We start from the raw sequence: 17,477 nt of genomic DNA on the forward strand, positions 1-17,477 counted from the left end.
TATAATACAAGTATAGATATAATACTAGCGAGAAAGAAGTGCAAACAGGAGGTTCATGTATGAAATTGGTAATTAAAGTTTTAGCTGTATTCGCCATTATTCTAGGTGGAACAGCGTATTATTTGAACACAAAAACAGAAGGTGTACATGCTTTTGTAGACAACTTCTTTTCAAATAAAGAAATACAAGATTATTATGCGGTTATAGATAAAGGTGAGAAAAAAGACGGAGAATACTTGTATACTTTTAAAGGGTATACAGAAGATGGAAAGTTACAAGTTATTAAAAGAATGATGAACCGTGAATTGCATACGGGGGCGTTTATAAAAATTTATGCAAAAGGTATGCAAGGAAAAGGATGGGCTGAAATCCCGAAAGAATCCATTCCGCAAAAAGCGTTGGAAAAAATAGAAAAACCATAAAAGGAGCGACTCATTCGCTCCTTTTTTAGTACGTTAAAATAGTGATAGATGTCTTCTCTTTGTGAGAAATAATTTTTGCACGTCCACCAATTGGAAAAGTGAAAATCGGGGTTGTATGCCCGAAACTTGCGTTTGCAATGATAGGGATATGTGCAAGTTCAGGTTTTGAAGCAATCATTTCTTGAATGTCTTCTATCGTACATTCTGCACCTTTTTGCATCTTTCCTATAACGATTCCCTTTATGTATTCAAAACCTTGCTGCTGCATAAGGGAATGTAAATAACGATCAAAAGTTTTAAGAGTAGATGTTCCAGTTAAACTATCTTCTTCAATAAATAAAATTTTCTCCTTTAAATTTGGCATATATGGTGTACCTTGCAGTAAGTTAAATGTGCTCATATTGCCACCGATAATATCTCCCGTAGCTTCTCCTTCTTGAATTGAAACATATCCTTCATTTTTAATAAATTCTCGATTTTCCTGATCTATATACCAAGAATCATCGCTCCATGTTTCAGATGGAAGGACTTCAATAGGCTCATTAGAAGTTAAGCACTTTAAAAAGTAATCGGTTGTATACCCGAGCCCTTTCTCCATTCCAAACGAAGAGAAATGGGGTCCTGAATATGTAACAAGCCCTGTTTTTGCGTAAATTGCATTATTTAAGGCAGTAATATCAGAATAACCACAGAAAAATTTCGGGTTTTCACGAATTAAATCATAATCGAGATGTTTCAATAAACCATTTGAGTTGTATCCGCCAAGTGTAGTCAAAATAGCTTTTACATTAGAGTCTCGAAATGCTTCATGGAGGTCTTGAATGCGGGAAGAAATAGAGGAGGAAGCAAATCGATCTATCTCATCAGCATATTTTGAGAATGTAACTTGAAAGCCCATGTCAGTTAATCTTTTTATAGCAAGTTTTCTATTTTCATTTGAAACAATACTTAAACTACACGATGGTGAAATCACTCGTATTTCAGCACCCTTTTTTAACTTTGTTGGTATCACTACATTCACCTCTTTAATTGAAAGAATATTTAGATTTAAAAAATATTTTATCATATGAAATAAAGTAGAAGTGAATTATTTTTTGAAATGGAGTTTTCCTGATTTTTCAGCAGACAGACAGAGTCTTTTTTTGATATGATAGGAAAAGTGATTTATTATAAGTAGTATTTAATATCTATAACATTTGAAAGGTGTGCAAGACGTGGAGAAACAACTTGCAGGCTTGCCGGTACACGTTCATTTCGTAACAGAAATCCGTGAAGGGGCGAGGAAGGAAACCGTTGCTTTTGAAGCAAATGGTCAATACTATGTAAAAGGTCAAGGTACATATGTAACATTCCAGGAGCCGAACGAACAAGGCGAAGTGAAAACAATTATTAAAATTCAAGATGAACAAGTTCTCATTATGCGTTCAGGTGCTGTTTCTATGCGTCAGACGCATGTGAAAGGTGAATGGACAACTGGTACGTATACGAGTGAACTTGGTACGTTTGCATTGCAAACAAAGACTGATAACGTTCTTTTTAAATGGTCGGATGAAAAGAAAAAAGGACAACTCTTCTTAACGTACGCATTGCTTCTAAGTGAACAAGAAGCTGGCAGATATACTATTACAATTAATTTGAAGGAGGCAAAATAATGAATTCCTTAGAACAGGTAAAAGGATTGATTAAAGAAGAAATTCAGGCTGCTGTATTAAAGGCAGAATTAGCGACAGAAGAACAAATTCCAAACGTTGTATTAGAATCTCCAAAAGATAAAACAAATGGTGACTTCTCTACAAATATGGCAATGCAACTTGCACGCGTTGCGAAAAAAGCACCTCGTATGATTGCAGAAGAACTAGTTGCAAACTTCGATAAAGCAAAAGCTTCTATTGAAAAAATCGAAATCGCTGGTCCTGGTTTTATTAACTTCTATATGGATAATAGCTACTTAACAGATTTAATTCCAACAATCGTAAACGCTGGTGAAGCTTACGGTGAAACGAATACTGGTAAAGGTGAAAAAGTACAAGTTGAGTTCGTATCTGCGAATCCAACAGGTGACCTTCACTTAGGACATGCACGCGGTGCGGCAGTAGGTGACACTTTATGTAACCTATTAGCAAAAGCAGGATACGATGTATCTCGTGAGTACTACATTAATGACGCTGGTAACCAAATTCATAACTTAGCTCTTTCTGTTGAAGCTCGTTACATGCAAGCTTTAGGCTTAGAGAAAGAAATGCCAGAAGACGGATACCATGGTGCGGACATCATTGGAATCGGTAAACGTTTAGCAGAAGAGTTTGGCGATCGTTATGCGAAAGCTGATGAAAAAGAAAGCTATGAATTCTACCGTGAGTACGGTTTAAAATATGAGTTAGCAAAACTTCAAAAAGACTTAGAAAGCTTCCGTGTTAAATTTGATGTATGGTTCTCAGAAACATCATTATACAAAAACGGAAAAATTGATCAAGCTCTTGCTGTATTAAAAGAGCGCGACGAGATCTTTGAAGAAGACGGTGCAACTTGGTTCCGTTCAATGACTTACGGTGACGATAAAAACCGTGTATTAATTAAAAATGACGGTTCTTACACATACTTAACGCCAGATATCGCGTATCATCGTGATAAATTAGAGCGTGGTTTCGATAAGTTAATTAACATTTGGGGTGCTGACCATCACGGTTATATTCCACGTATGAAAGCTGCTATTCAAGCACTTGGTTACGATAAAGACACGCTTGAAGTAGAAATCATCCAAATGGTACAACTATACCAAAATGGTGAAAAAATGAAGATGAGTAAGCGTACGGGTAAAGCAGTTACACTTCGTGAGCTTATGGAAGAAGTAGGCGTGGACGCAATGCGTTACTTCTTCGCAATGCGTAGCGGTGACTCTCATTTAGACTTCGATATGGACTTAGCTGTATCAAAATCTAATGAAAACCCAGTATACTATGCACAATACGCTCACGCTCGCGTATGCAGCATCCTTCGCCAAGGTGAGGAATTAGGATTAGCTACAGGCGGAGATGTGAACTACAAACTTGTTACTTCTGAAAAAGAAGTAGAGTTACTGAAAAAACTTGGTGAATTCCCAGCGGTAGTTGCGGATGCAGCACAAAAACGTCTACCACACCGTATTACAAACTATGCATTTGAATTAGCAGCAACATTACACAGCTTCTACAATGCAGAAAAAGTATTAAACCAAGATAACTTAGAATTAAGTAAAGCTCGTTACGAGTTAATGAAAGCAGTACGCACTACACTTCAAAATGCATTAGCAATCGTAGGAGTATCTGCACCAGAAAAAATGTAATGAAGAAAAGCGGAAGCGGACTTTCGTTTTTAAATAAAAGGCAATCACACGATGTTGTGATTGCCTTTTTATGTGGAGATAATAAAAAAAATTTATCAAACAAAAGGGGAATTTGCGTCGTCTTATATAAATGACAGGAGGCTTATGATGGAAGAAAAGATAGAAGAATTAATTGATATATATAAGCAGCAAATATATTCCTTATGCTATAAGTTAGCAAAGACGAAAGAAGACGCGGAAGATATTTTTCAAGAGACATGGATAAAAGTTTTTTCATCGCGGCACCAACTTTCTTACGTGGAGAATTATAAAAAATGGATTACTACAATTTGTGTTCGTACGTTTTATGATTTTTATCGTAAGAAAAAAAGGTGGAAAGATCGAATATTGGATTTGTTTCATAAAGAGGATGGTGGAGAAATAGATTTCGCAGATGATGTGAATATATCAGAAGAATTTATTCAAAAAGTGGAAGCGGAAATGATACGGGAAGTTATACAGCTATTGAATGAAAAATATAAAACCGTGCTCGTACTCTACTATTATGAACAATACTCTTATAAAGAAATGAGCGAAATATTAAATATACCGATTGGTACGGTAAAGTATCGGCTTAATTATGGGAAAAAGAAAATGCGAGAACATTTGGAGGGGTTCGTTCATGAAGGAAGATAAATTTGAACAGAAAATAAAGAGCAGTTTAGCAGAAGAGATAACTCCAAGCGAAGAGCTAATAAATAACACGAAGCAGGGCGTGCGAAAGGCTCAGAAGTTAGAGAGGAAATGGATGATTTGTATTCACACCATTTGGATTGTTTTGTTAACAATTGTTATAGAACAATTTGTCACTCATTTGGATTATAAAATTCCTATGTTAATAGCCATTGTGATTATGATGCATGTATACATTCCGATATATGTTGTAATACAGTCATTTTTAAAGAAGGAGTATAAATTACATGAAAGAGTTCGCTAATCCGTTTGTACTATTTGAAGTAGCTGGAGTGACGATGTTTTTAGCTTTTATAGCACTTTTAATATGTGTTGCATCATGGGTATATACAGATGCTAAAGCACATCAAATGAGTAAAGGATGGAGTGTCTTAGCGGTTATATTTCCATTTTTTATCGGTTTTTTGTTATATATGGTAAGAAGAAGTAAAAAGAAAGTTGAAGGAGAATATAAGATGAACTTTGTTAAAAAACAGAAAGTAACATTAGTTGCGATATTGGCAAGTACAATGTTTGTATTACTTAGTGGCTTTGCTTTTGCACAAACGTTAGATGACGCGTGGAAAGCGGGAGATATATATTTAGAAAATGAGAAGCAAGGGGAGACAAGTTACGAGGCGAAATTCTCATCATGGGATATTGCCGGTAAAGATATTGAACTTCAGTATGAGAAGGACACAGAAGCGACATTTTCTTATGAGACAGATGCAAAACGAGGGAACTTATGCTTTAGCGTGTATGAAAGACGAGGAGAAGGTATAAAAGAGTTAAAGGAAATCTGTGAATCGAAAAAAGGTAGTTTTACAGTTACTTTAAAAGCAAATGAAGAGTATGTATTGAATATAAGCGGATTAAAAGTGAAAGATGGATTCGTAAAAGTGAATTGGCAAGAGAAATAAAAGGGGCCCTATAAAGGACCTCTTTTTTATTGAATAGTATAAGTAACAGAAAAACTAACAGGACTATAGTAAACGTAAGGTGCATGAAATTGAACATACATATTTCCATCTGTTTTTGCAGTGAAAATTCGCCCGTAACCATCAGAATAACGTCCAATTAGGTTATGATTTGAGTCATAAACACTGTAACTAGGAGTTTTGCTGTTTTAGTTCTTGTCCTTTTTGAAGGAAAATAGGTTCTTGTTCAGAACTACCTCCAGTTTGCAAAGAATAAAATTTTGTAAAGCTTTGTTCTTGAGCGGCAGCAGCGACTTTTGTTTCAGGAATAAACGCAGTAGCTCCAGTAATTCCTGCTAAAGTTAATGCACCTGCTAAAATCATTTTTTTCATAATAGAAAAAGCCTCCTTATTAGTTGTAATCGGTGTTGTTACAGTTAATATTGTATACGATAATGGGTAGGATAAAATATGCTTTTATGCATATATATTTTTTCTCAATAAAAGACCACTGATAAAATCAGTGGTCTTTTAAATGATTAAGCAGCTTTCTGTTCAGTTTGAGGAACAGGTTTTTGAAGCGAGTTATAAACTCCTGTTCCGATAACGTCTAATGCCATTCTCATTCGTTCAGGTGAAATGTTTTCTAATACGTTATCTTGAGGTGTATGGTATACCTTCTCAATATGATAGATTAATGGATTCCAACTATCGACACCCATCCAAATGAATAGAGCAGCAGGAATACCAGCTTCAGCAAATGGAACATGATCACTAGAACCGAATTTACCTTGTAGGACGAGGTCATTATTTAGTTGTTTACCTGCTTGCAAGGCAGCGTCTGTTACAAAGTTTGTAGAGCCATCAGGTGTCATAGCGTATAAATTCTTTGCTTTATCATAATTTGTTGCAACCATGTCGGCGTTAAAGACACCTAAAATACGGTCGCGTTCTTTTTGGGATAGACTATTCACGTAATAATCCGAACCAAGTAATCCAGTTTCTTCAGAACCAAAGGTAATAAAGCGAATTTCTTTATCAGTTTCTACATTTTGAAAAGCACGAGCTAGTTCTAATACTAATCCAGTTCCAGAAGCATTATCATTTGCGCCAGGTGCTCCGACAACACTATCATAGTGCGAGCTTACAACGACTGCTTTCTCATTACCTGTACTCTTTTTTGGTTTCTTTTTGGCGATAACATTTAGAGATGTTAATTTAGATTCATGTCTCACTTTTAGGGAAAGAATTGTTGTCCCTTTTTTAGCGATTTCTTCTTTAAATGCATTTCCTTGCGCATAAGCAAGACCAAAGACAGGGATAGATTGCTTTTTCGTTAGGCGGGGATTGAAGGTTTGTCCATAATTTCCGCGTCCGCCAATTAAACTGTATAAAAGAACACCTTTTGCACCTTTGCTAATAGCATTTTCAACTTGTTTATTATAGTCTGTAACTGTCGTTCCTCTTTCAAATAAAACAATTTTACCGTTTACTTCATTTGGAATATCTTCTAATTTTGTCCCACCTTGAACAAAGATAAGGGGAGCTGTAACAGCTTCTGTAGAAATGAGTGCATTAGGAGCAGCACCAGCTTGCCAATTACGTTTTGTTGATAGTGGTGATTCAATGAATCCAACGTATTGATCGGGCACCTGAAATGGTTGATATTCTACGTCATAGCCCATTGATTTAAGCTGCATACCAATGTAACGAGAAGCCCATTCTTCGGATTTTGTTCCACCGGGTCGAGGACCAATTGTTTCAGATAAGAAACGAACATGTTCAATTGCGCGGTTTGGATCAATCTGTTTTGTAATAGATGGAGTTTGTGTAACCTCTGACGTAGAATCCGCTTTTGCTTGCCCAATTGGAGCTAAGCTAACAGCGAGTGATACAGCAAGCAAAGAGCTTACTATTTTTTGTTTCAATGATTTTCTCATTTTTTCCTCTCCTATTCTTCTATTCTCTGTGACTGACAAAAGAAGACGGATAATGACTTTATTTTATCTTCGAGTCTTTTGTTTTTCAATATTCTGACATTGAGAAATAAAAACAATATATGCATATTTGCATATTTTTGAGGAAGATATGTATGCTATCATTTTAAACGAAGGTTCGCTTTCTACTCTGAAAGCTCCTACATTGCATGAATCTAGTGTACCCAAACTTTAGATTATGTAGAGAAATGGAACCACTGTAGGGCTTCATTTCTCATGTTTGAATCAGTTGATGGTAATTATGTTTCCGCATTTCATAATTATTATCAGTGATATATGTAAGGCATCCATATGAAAATAAGAGGCTGTTCAAAGGTTTTCCGTACTTTTGGGCAGCCTCACCCCGTTAAAAGGACGATACTTTATGTATCGTCCTTTTTGTATAAAAAAACATCCAATCAATTGAGAGATTGATTGGATGTGAAAAAATTATTAATAATTTTTTTTGCGTTTTGTAGCTAAAATACTTAATAATCCAGCTAGTAGAAGGACGGTACCTACTGTTTGTGTAGGGTCTTCTTTATGACCTGTATTTGGAAGGTGTTTATCCGTATTTCGATCATCTTGCTGTTTGTTATCTGTTTCATTTGATGTTTCTTCGGAAGTTCCGTTTTTGTGTTTCTCAGATGTTTCATTGCCTTTGTTCTCTTCTTTATTTGGAGGAGTAACTGGCTTGTCATCTCCACCTGACGAAGATTCAATCTTTTTATTTGAAACTGTAATTTGTAGTGGTGTAGCTTGGGCTTTATCAATTGTAAGGTTTATTGGTGATGCATCTAATTGATAGCCTTTAGGAGCCTGTGTTTCTACTAATTGATAATTACCAGGTTTCAAATCATTTACGATTACTTTTCCGTGTTGGTCTGTTTTTAAACCTTCTCGGATGATTTTTCCATCTTGGTCTAAAATATTGAAAATGGCACCTTCAAGTGTTCCATGGTGATCAATATCAACTTTAGTTAACTCAATTGAACCTGTTGTTAAACTATTTAAAGCTGTAACAGAGGTAATCTGAGATTGTCCTTTCGTAATTGTGAAAGGAATTGGTTTAATGTTTAAATCATAGCCAGTTGGAGCTTTCGTTTCAATGAACTGATAATCTCCCGGACGTAAATCAGAAACAGAAATCTTCCCATCTTTATCAGTAGTTAAATCAGAACGAACATCCTTGCCGTCCATATCTACAATTTTAAAGATTGCTCCTTCAAGAGTAGTACCATCGATGTCATCAACTTTAGTTAATTCAACTGCGCCTTTAGTTAAGCTATTCGTAGCAGTAACAGAGGCGATTTTTTCTTGTCCTTTTTTAACTGTGAACTTAATAGGTGTTTTGTTTAAGTCATAGTGTTCAGGAGCTTTCGTTTCGATAAACTCATAGTCTCCTGGCGGTAATTCATCCACAACTAAACGGCCGTTTTTATCAGTAGTTAAATCGGTACGAACATCGTGTCCATCCTTATTAACAATTTTAAATACTGCACCTTCAAGTGTTGTGTTTTGCTTGGCATCATCAACTTTAATTAACTCAACACTACCTTCCGTTAAGCTATTAATAGCTGTAACGAAGACATGCTTTGTTTGACTTCTTTCGATTGTGAACTTAATTGGTTCTTCATTTAAGTCGTAATGTTTAGGAGCTTTTGTTTCAATAAATTGATAGTCTCCTGGTTGTAAGTCTTTAGCGATGATTTTTCCGTCTTTATTGGTAACTAAATTCGTACGAATGTCGTTACCGTTCAGATCAGTAATTTTAAATACCGCACCTTCTAGCATTTCTTTCTTATCTATAGAGTCAACTTTCGTTAATTCCACGCCACCTTTTGTTAGGCCATTCTTAGCAGTAACAGAAGCGTGAGTTAGTTGACTTCTTTCAATAGTGAAGCTAATAGGTGTTTTATTTAAATCGTAATCTTTCGGAGCTTTCGTTTCAATGAATTGATAGTCTCCTGGGCGTAAGTTCGTAGCAGTAATCTTCCCATCTTTATCAGTAGTTAAATCAGTGCGAACAATTTTACCTTTCGCATCGATGATGTTAAACACTGCATCAGAAAGTTTTGTATCTGGATTTATATCATCTACTTTTATTAATTCTACAGAACCCTCAGTTAAGCTATTTGTAGCAGTAACTTGGAGCATTTCTTTTTGGCTTTTCTTAATTGTAAACTTAATAGGTGTACTATCTAATTTATAGTGTTCAGGAGCTTTCGTTTCAACAAACTGATAGTCCCCAGGACGTAAATCAGAAACAGAAATTTTTCCGTGTACATCTGTTGTAAGCTCAGTACGAATGTCTTTACCATTCAGATCAGTAATTTTAAATACCGCATCTTTAAGAGCAGTAGCATCTACATCATCCACTTTAGAAAGTTCCACAGCGCCTTTCGTTAAGCTATTTGTAGCTGTAACGGAGATAGGATCAGCTTGGCTCTTTGTAATTGTGAATGGAATTGGCTCTTTGTTTAAATCGTAGTGTTTCGGAGCCGTTGTCTCGATGAATTGATAATCACCAGGACGTAGGTCAGAAACGCTAATTTTACCTTGTTGATTCGTAACAAGATTTTTGCGAATTACAGTACCATTCATATCCGTAATTTTAAATACTGCGCCTTCGAGAGTAGTGCCATCGACGTCATCCACTTTAGAAAGTTCCACGCCGCCTTTTGTTAAACTATTTTTCATAGTAACGGTAGCAATATCTTTTTGGCTTTTTTCAATTGTAAATATAATTGGTTTTTTGTCTAAATCATAGTGTTCAGGAGCCGTTATTTCAACGAATTGGTACGTACCAGGACGTAAGTTTTCGATAACGATTTTACCTTCACTGTTTGTTTTTAAATCTGTTTTAAGTACTTTGCCATCTTGATCTAGTAAATTAAATACCGCATCGGCAAGTTTTGTTTGAGTGTTTAAATCATCAACTTTAAGTAATTCGATACTACCTTGTTTTAAGCTATTTGTAGCAGTTAAAGAAATAGCTTTCTTCTGTCCTTTTTCAATAGTGAATTTGATTGGTGTTTCATCTAAAACGTAATGCTTCGGAGCTTTCGTTTCGATAAATTGGTAATCACCAGGACGTAGGTCGTTAATTTCGATTATTCCTTGTTCATTTGTAACAAGGTCTTTATGAACTACATCACCATTCATATTAACAATTTTAAATACTGCATCTTTAAGAACAGTGCCATCAACATCATCAACTTTAGAAAGTTTAACTGCACCCTTTGTTAAAGCATTTGTAGCAGTGACATGAAGAGTTTCAGTTTGGCTCTTTTTAATTGTAAATACGATAGGTTTTTTATCTAAATCGTAATGTTCAGGAGCAATTATTTCAACGAATTGATACGTACCAGGACGTAGGTTTTCAACAACAATTTTACCTTCATCATTTGTTTTTAAGCCTTCTTTAACTAGCTCTCCGTCTGCATCTAATAAATTAAATACGGCGTTAGCAAGTTTTGTATTTATATCAATATCGTCAATCTTTGTTAGTTCAACGCTACCGTTTTTCAAAGCATTTTTGCCTGTAACATTGATCTCTTTCGTTTGACTTCTTTCAATTGTAAATGGAATCGTTGTTTTATCTAATACATAGTGCTCAGGAGCTTTTGTTTCAATGAACTGATAGTCTCCAGGGCGTAAATCAGAAACAGAAATTTTACCGTTTTTATCTGTAACAAGATTCGTATGAACTTCCTTACCATTCATATCAACAATCTTAAAGATTGCACCTTCGAGCATCGTACGATCGATGTCGTCAATTTTTGTTAATGTTACTGCACCTTTCTTTAAACTGTTAGTAGCAGTAACAGTAATATTCTCTTTTTGACTTTTTTCGATAGTGAACGGAATAGGGTCTTTGCTTAAGGTATAGTCTTTTGGAGCTTTTACTTCAATAAATTGATAGTCTCCAGGACGTAAATCAGAAGCAGAAATTTTACCGTTTTTATCAGTCGTTAAACCTTTGCGAATTACCTTTTTAGTATCATGAGCGTCAACGATTATAAATTCTGCACCTTCAAGAATAGTGCCATCAACATCATCAACTTTTGTTAAAGTGACGCCACCTGTAAGTAAACTATTTTTTACAGTAACAGGGATAGGAAGATCTTCCTTACTACCTTTTTTAATTGTGAACTTAATAGGTGTTTTGTCTAATTTATAATGTTCAGGGGCTTTTGTTTCGATAAATTGATAATCCCCTGGTGCTAAATCAGGAATAACTAATACTCCGTAATCATCTGTTGTTAAATCTTTCATAATTTCTTTGCCAGTTGCATCTTGCAATGTGAATACAGCGCCGGCAAGAGCTTTACTACTTTCCACATCATCTTCTTTAATAAGTTTAACTTTTCCTTTTGTTAAACTATTTTTAAATGTAAGTGGAAGGAGTTTTTGTTGTCCTTTTTCGATTGTAAATTCAATTGGTTCTACATTTACATCGTAATAAGTTGGAGCCTTTGTTTCGATAAGCTTATAGTTACCAGGACGTAAGTCATCTACAACTAGCATTCCTTTACTATTCGTAACAAGGTCCGTACGAACATCTTCATTAGTATCTCTATTAACGATTTTAAATACTGCACCTTCAAGTGTTTCCTTTTCATCTGCAGCATTCACTTTTGTTAACTCAATACCGCCTTTTGTTAAGCTGTTTTTAGCGGTAACAGTAGCCTGAGTTGTTTGACTTTCTGTAATCGTAAATTTAATTGGTTTTGTATTTTTGTCGTAATACTTCGGTGCTGTTACTTCGATAAATTTATAATCGCCAGGGCGTAAGCCAGTAGCGATAGCTTTACCATCCGCACCAGTTTTTACATTTTCGCGAATAACTTTCTTTTCATCATTTGCATCAACAATTTTAAATACAGCACCTTCAAGAGCTGTACCATCGATATCATCAACTTTTGTTAATTCAACATCTCCTGGTTTTAAAGCATTTTCAGCTTTCACAAGTAGAGTTTCTTTCTGACTTCTATCGATTGTAAATTCAATAGGTTCTGCTCGTAAAACGTAATGTTCAGGAGCAGCTATTTCAATAAATTTATACGTACCAGGACGTAGGTTACTAACTTTAACTTTACCGTATTTATCAGTAGTTAAGTTAGTGTGAGGGGAAACGTCATTATTATTTGTATCGACAAGTTTGAATACAGCACCTTCTAGTGGTTTTTTCTCACCAAACTCATCAACTTTTAATAATTCAACCTCGCCCGTTTTTAAGCTGTTATTTGCCGTAACAGTAGCAAGAGCTTGTTGGCTTTTATCAATTGTAAACTCGATAGGGTTTGTACTTAACGTATAATCCTTAGGAGCTTCTGTTTCGATAAATTTATAAGCACCAGGCTCTAAATCTTTAACGGTAACTTTTCCATCTGAACCTGTTTTTATATTTTCACGAATTACTTGTTTCTCGTCATTCGCATCGACAATTTTAAATACAGCACCTTCAAGGGCAGTGCCATCGACATCATCGACTTTTGTTAAAGTGACACCACCTTTAATGAGGTGATTCGTCGCAGTAACAGTAACTGCTTTCTTTTGACTTTTTATAATTGTAAACTCAATTGGTTTTTTATCTATGTCGTAATCTTTAGGTGCTTTTTCTTCGACAAATTGATAGTCTCCAGGGCGTAAATCTTTTGCTTCGATTTGTCCTTGATCATTTGTCGTTAATTTTTCATATCCACGAATTACTTTGTTATATCGATTGCGTACACTGAACTCCGCACCTGCTAAAGTTTTTCCATCTTTATCGAATTTTGTTAAAATGGCCGATCCTGGAATCAAACTGTTTATTGCAGTTCGGTTTATTACTGTTGTTTGATCTTCTTTGATTGTGAATTGAATAGGTGTACTGTCTAATTTATAATGCTCAGGAGCAGTTGTTTCTTGTAAGTAGTAAGTTCCTGGTTTTAAATTATCTACAGTAATTTGTCCTTGATCATTTGTTGTTAATTTTTCGTGTTCTGAAATTATTTTTTTGTCTTTATCAAGTAGTGTGAAAACGGCACCTTGCAGTGTGACGTTTTTATTCAGGTCATCAGACTTTGTTAAAACTACTTTACCGACAAACTTCTTATTTGCAAGTTTATATGTTGTAGTCTCTTGTGTACCAAGTTCAACAATTTTCCCTTGTTTTAAATCCCAGCTAATTACATAGCCTTCAGGAGCCTTTGTTTCTTTTAATAAATATTTATCGCGTTTTAAATTATTAAATTTAGCGATACCGTCTTTGTCTGTTGTAATTTTACGGATAACAGTTTTACCTGTACGATCGTATAAAGTAAATTCTGCCCCAGCTAATAGTGCGTTCTTATTGTCGTTATCTACCTTTATAATTTCAAGGTTTCCACGGCCTTTAGTAGCAGATCCTCCGCCTGAACCAGAAGACATTCTCACTTCAATCGTTTCAGTAGTTTCTGTGTTTTTAACTGTCAACTTATTGCCTGTGATTTTCGCTTTATTACTTACTTTTTCTTTATCGTCTGCATTAATAAGTGAGCGATATTCTAAAATATAAGCTCGATCAATTTTTTTCAAGAAGGCAATTTCGAAATGTTGCTTTCCGGTATTATTGTCTGTTGTTATTTTGAGTTTATAGTCTGTTCCTTCTTTTAATTCGTTTACTGTATCTTTTGTTAAATTTCCATATGGATCAACAGTTGTAGGATATAAGTGGAATGAATCTTCCACAATTACCTGATTTTCGGTTGGGTCATCTGTTACAACGGCATCTGCAATGGTTGATTGGCTTTCGTTAATTGCGATACTCCAATTAATATAGTTGTCGTCTTGCACAGCTTTTTTAGTAACGAAGCTACCACCTTTATTTACTTGAGTGTCACCTGTAAGGGTGTTTACGATTTTAGAGCCATCTTTTAAATCTGCCTCGTTTTTGTAGGTGCCTTGGATAAGTTCACCATCAAGGCTTGTTTTAAAGATAATATAGTAAGGTGAATTAATTGATTGTTTGAAATGAACCTTTAGGGTGTTTTTATTTTTCTCTGTAGGTTCTTCAAGTTCATATTTCTCAGTTGGTACAGCATTACCAGGTTGTGCATTATCAGGATTTCCATTTAGAATCATATCGCGCACTTCAATGGATCCAGGCACTAATTTTTGTTTATCTTGTATTACGTCTATAACATAAGGATCTTTAATCTCAACATTATTATAGTTAAAGCCTATTATCCAAGTAATTTCCTTCGTTTGGGCGTTATAAGAACCGTATTTATAACCATTTGCCTTTGTGAAAGTATCAGGATCGAAATTAGCTTCAACTTTATTTGATTGTGGATTAGAATCCGTATCTATCCAAGAAAGGTTACCTGTATTTTTAAATGAAGTTTTACCACTTTCTAGCTTTGTATAATCAAAGTCTGTCGTATATTTTACGACTAATGTCTTTGTCATATTAGACTGATACGTACCTATAAGAGTAATTTTGAAGCCTTTATCTGTTACATCTAAAACATAGTCAGTCCCAGCTTGAAGGGTATAATTTCCGTCTTTAATTTCTAGTTTCTTATCTTTTAATTGTAATCCACCATGATCAAAGGTGTCCGTAATAATCGCGTTGCTTAATGGATAGTTGTTATTATTTACTATAATTGTCCAAGTTGTTGTTTTGTCTTTATAATTTGTTTCAGCTTTATTATTAGATTTAATAATATTTTGCTGCTTGAAGCTAGCTTCATTTTCTTTACTTGAATCATTATCAGCTGTAACTTTATTTTTTACTTTTCCATCTTCTATAACTTTATTAGTTGGCTTGGTTTTATAGGTAATCACATAAGCACTATTAATATCATCATTAAACTGTAAATCGAATCCATTCTTCTTGTTACTTACAGTGTAATTATTAACAGCGTCTCCTGTTACAAGCGTTCCTTTTTCATTATATGAAGCGTTTTTTACAACAATAGAATTTGCATCTAGTTCGTGTGTATCGTCAAAAATATCTTTTAAAATCGCATCTGCTTTTTTGATCTCTCTTTGATCACCATTGTAAGTAATTGTCCACTCAATTGTTTGCGTCTTTGGATCATATTTACTTGTTTTATTTAAGTGTGTACCACGAGAAACCGTTACAGTAGAACTTGCGTTTTGTTGCTTTTGATTATCACTCGTTATCGTAACGTTATTTCGGAAACTTTTAATATTTTCATCAGTAATTTTTGTGGCATATTCGATTTGATATGCTTTATTGATAGAATCTTTGAAAGCAATCTCCAATTTTGAGCCATCTGATGAAATAATATTGTAATCTGTTGGCTCAGCTTCTGCACCACGCGTTACATTCCCATTAACATCAACTTCTAAATAATAAACTTTAATAGAATCTTTATTTAAGCTTGTACCCTGTGGAATGTTATCTTTAAAAACAGCGTTTTTAAGGGTGTCTTTCGTTTTGTTCATCTCTACTTTCCAATTAATTTCATTTGTATTAATTGGTCTATCAGGTAAACCCTTTTTATTCGTAGCTGTTTGTACATTAGGCTTAAAGTCAACTGTAATAGAAACATCCTTATCTTTAATCGGGAAAGGAATTTCTTGTGTTGTTGTACCTTTAATTTCAGCTTTATTAAATTCTGTCTTTAATTGTAGGTTACCAGCAACATCTGGATGCTCTTCAACATAATCGTTGAATGTCATCGTGACTTTTCCATCTTTTGTAACAGTGAAATTACCAATTTGATGGTTTTCACTATCATATAAAGGACTGTTAATTGTATTGTAAATCTTAAAATGTTTAGGAAGATCAAAAATATAGTAATCTCCATTTTTCACATTCATTGATTTTAAAAGTTCCCATGTAAACTCAATATTGGCAGGGGAATCTGTACTTGGACGGTTATCCTCTGTAAATGGTTTTCCGTCTTTATCCGTCAACTTTACACTGGTTAAAATGTTTGTTGTTATTTGCTTTGGACCTGAATTTGTATTCTCAGCAGGGTCGCTTGATAGCTTTTGTTCTGGATTGTCAGTAGCAATTTTAGCTGCTGGGTTTTGTTCCGGATTATCAGTGGCAGTTTTAGCTGCTGGGTTTTGTTCCGGATTATCAGTAACAGTTTTAGTTGCTGGATCTTGCTCCGGATTGTTAGTAACAGGTTTAGCTACTGGATCTTGCGCTTGTTTATTAGTATCCTGTTTGGTGCCATCTTCTTTAGAGTTTTCTACTTGAACAGGAACTGATATAGGCTGAACCATTGTTCCTAAAGGAAAAGCGATTTGAACTGATTTTTCCCCAGGTTTTAAAGTTGAGTTAAACACGGTATCAACTTTAATTTTTCCTTTAGCGTCTTTCAAATTTTCTACTTGATCATTAAATATTAATTTTAATTTATTATCTTTAGCTGTTATAAAATATTGACCAATATTTTTTTGATCTGTTACTAAATCCCCTTGCAAATCTTTAGATACTTTTAATGCAAGTGGTATTTGAACTACTGCTGTATCATTTACGTGTGCAACTTGTTGATCCTTTATTGACCAAGCGTATTCTACTTGAATGGTTGATCCTATCTTTATTAAATTGTTAGGATTTTTTGATTCGTCAATAATATGATTCGTTGCATCTTTCATTTCAACAGTGTCAAATAAGGAATCTCCTGTTAAGGTTTCCGCACTTACTTGATTGTATGGAAAACTAGCAAGTTGCGAAAATAGTACGAATACAATTAAACATACATTAAAAAGTTTTTTCATTTTTCCTCCTCTGAACATTCATTTGTCCATTGGGGACTTATTCCACATGAACAAATGGAATATTAAAAGTATTTGTTATAAGCTATTTATTTTTGTTATCCCTCCGTTTCTATACGCGTTCTCAGACAAACAGAATTATGTTCAAAGCAATATTATTTAACGTAAAACAAAATGTATATTTACACAGTTCTATGGAAATATACACAATTCGACAAAAAATGTCGAAAAAAATACTGATATAAATAATGATATCAGACCTTTATATGTGAGATAGTTTTCATGTATATCTAGTAAAAAAGAATGGTTATAAAGGTAAGTTTTACGATACATACTAACCAAGGTAGTGTATCCCTTTGTGAAGGCTTATTTTTGCCTTAAAGTTATGTGGAAATAAAAATCT

General features: G+C 34.5%; 9 protein-coding genes and 1 pseudogene. 6 read left to right on the plus strand and 4 right to left on the minus strand.

What is annotated here, in order from left to right; translation table 11 throughout:
* Positions 1-59 precede the first annotated feature (59 nt).
* The gene (locus tag ACTFRM_RS22040) at positions 60-422 is read left to right on the plus strand and encodes a YxeA family protein (protein WP_000779921.1); all 363 of its coding nucleotides are present in this window, start codon (positions 60-62) and stop codon (positions 420-422) included.
* 25 nt (positions 423-447) lie between these two features.
* Here the strand turns inward: ACTFRM_RS22040 and ACTFRM_RS22045 are convergent, their stop codons facing one another.
* Complete coding sequence (locus tag ACTFRM_RS22045; RefSeq protein WP_000613225.1) at positions 448-1,434, minus strand: S66 family peptidase; 987 nt, start codon at positions 1,432-1,434, stop codon at positions 448-450.
* A gap of 202 nt (positions 1,435-1,636) precedes the next feature.
* Here ACTFRM_RS22045 and ACTFRM_RS22050 point away from each other — a divergent pair, with 202 nt between their 5' ends.
* From ACTFRM_RS22050 to ACTFRM_RS22070, 5 genes are all read left to right on the plus strand, one after another.
* Positions 1,637-2,074 carry a DUF1934 domain-containing protein gene (locus ACTFRM_RS22050; RefSeq protein ID WP_000414867.1) on the plus strand — a complete coding sequence of 146 codons (438 nt, stop codon included), beginning with the start codon at positions 1,637-1,639 and terminating at the stop codon, positions 2,072-2,074.
* Positions 2,074-3,744, plus strand: a complete 1,671-nt coding sequence (gene argS / locus ACTFRM_RS22055; RefSeq protein ID WP_001086454.1) for an arginine--tRNA ligase — start codon at positions 2,074-2,076, stop codon at positions 3,742-3,744. The genes ACTFRM_RS22050 and argS overlap by 1 nt, the downstream gene beginning before the upstream one ends.
* Before the next feature lie 147 nt (positions 3,745-3,891).
* Positions 3,892-4,419 carry an RNA polymerase sigma factor gene (locus ACTFRM_RS22060; RefSeq protein WP_002183016.1) on the plus strand — a complete coding sequence of 176 codons (528 nt, stop codon included), beginning with the start codon at positions 3,892-3,894 and terminating at the stop codon, positions 4,417-4,419.
* The gene (locus ACTFRM_RS22065; protein WP_000656685.1) at positions 4,406-4,720 is read left to right on the plus strand and encodes a hypothetical protein; all 315 of its coding nucleotides are present in this window, start codon (positions 4,406-4,408) and stop codon (positions 4,718-4,720) included. Before ACTFRM_RS22060 ends, ACTFRM_RS22065 begins: the two co-directional genes overlap by 14 nt.
* Positions 4,704-5,375, plus strand: a complete 672-nt coding sequence (locus tag ACTFRM_RS22070) for a hypothetical protein (protein ID WP_000657194.1) — start codon at positions 4,704-4,706, stop codon at positions 5,373-5,375. Before ACTFRM_RS22065 ends, ACTFRM_RS22070 begins: the two co-directional genes overlap by 17 nt.
* A gap of 26 nt (positions 5,376-5,401) precedes the next feature.
* Here the strand turns inward: ACTFRM_RS22070 and ACTFRM_RS22075 are convergent.
* From ACTFRM_RS22075 to ACTFRM_RS22085, 3 genes and pseudogenes are all read right to left on the minus strand, one after another.
* Positions 5,402-5,765: pseudogene (locus ACTFRM_RS22075) on the minus strand (hypothetical protein).
* A gap of 146 nt (positions 5,766-5,911) precedes the next feature.
* A complete protein-coding gene (locus ACTFRM_RS22080) occupies positions 5,912-7,312 on the minus strand; it encodes a M28 family metallopeptidase (RefSeq protein WP_001232214.1) in 1,401 nt (466 codons plus the stop codon).
* A gap of 489 nt (positions 7,313-7,801) precedes the next feature.
* Positions 7,802-17,077, minus strand: a complete 9,276-nt coding sequence (locus tag ACTFRM_RS22085) for a SpaA isopeptide-forming pilin-related protein (protein WP_440043598.1) — start codon at positions 17,075-17,077, stop codon at positions 7,802-7,804.
* Between the last annotated feature and the right edge of the window lie 400 nt (positions 17,078-17,477).

It is taken from the genome of Bacillus cereus group sp. MYBK227-1 (genome assembly GCF_051916325.1).
In the GTDB taxonomy this organism is placed as follows: Bacteria; Bacillota; Bacilli; order Bacillales; family Bacillaceae_G; genus Bacillus_A; species Bacillus_A cereus.

What these genes read in the sequence shown, in the direction of transcription:
- argS (WP_001086454.1), top strand. Translation starts at nt 2,074, where the DNA reads ATGAATTCCTTAGAACAGGTAAAAGGATTGATTAAAGAAGAAATTCAG.
- ACTFRM_RS22065 (WP_000656685.1), top strand. Translation starts at nt 4,406, where the DNA reads ATGAAGGAAGATAAATTTGAACAGAAAATAAAGAGCAGTTTAGCAGAA.
- ACTFRM_RS22080 (WP_001232214.1), bottom strand. Translation starts at nt 7,312, where the DNA reads ATGAGAAAATCATTGAAACAAAAAATAGTAAGCTCTTTGCTTGCTGTA.
- ACTFRM_RS22040 (WP_000779921.1), top strand. Translation starts at nt 60, where the DNA reads ATGAAATTGGTAATTAAAGTTTTAGCTGTATTCGCCATTATTCTAGGT.
- ACTFRM_RS22085 (WP_440043598.1), bottom strand. Translation starts at nt 17,077, where the DNA reads ATGAAAAAACTTTTTAATGTATGTTTAATTGTATTCGTACTATTTTCG.
- ACTFRM_RS22070 (WP_000657194.1), top strand. Translation starts at nt 4,704, where the DNA reads ATGAAAGAGTTCGCTAATCCGTTTGTACTATTTGAAGTAGCTGGAGTG.
- ACTFRM_RS22060 (WP_002183016.1), top strand. Translation starts at nt 3,892, where the DNA reads ATGGAAGAAAAGATAGAAGAATTAATTGATATATATAAGCAGCAAATA.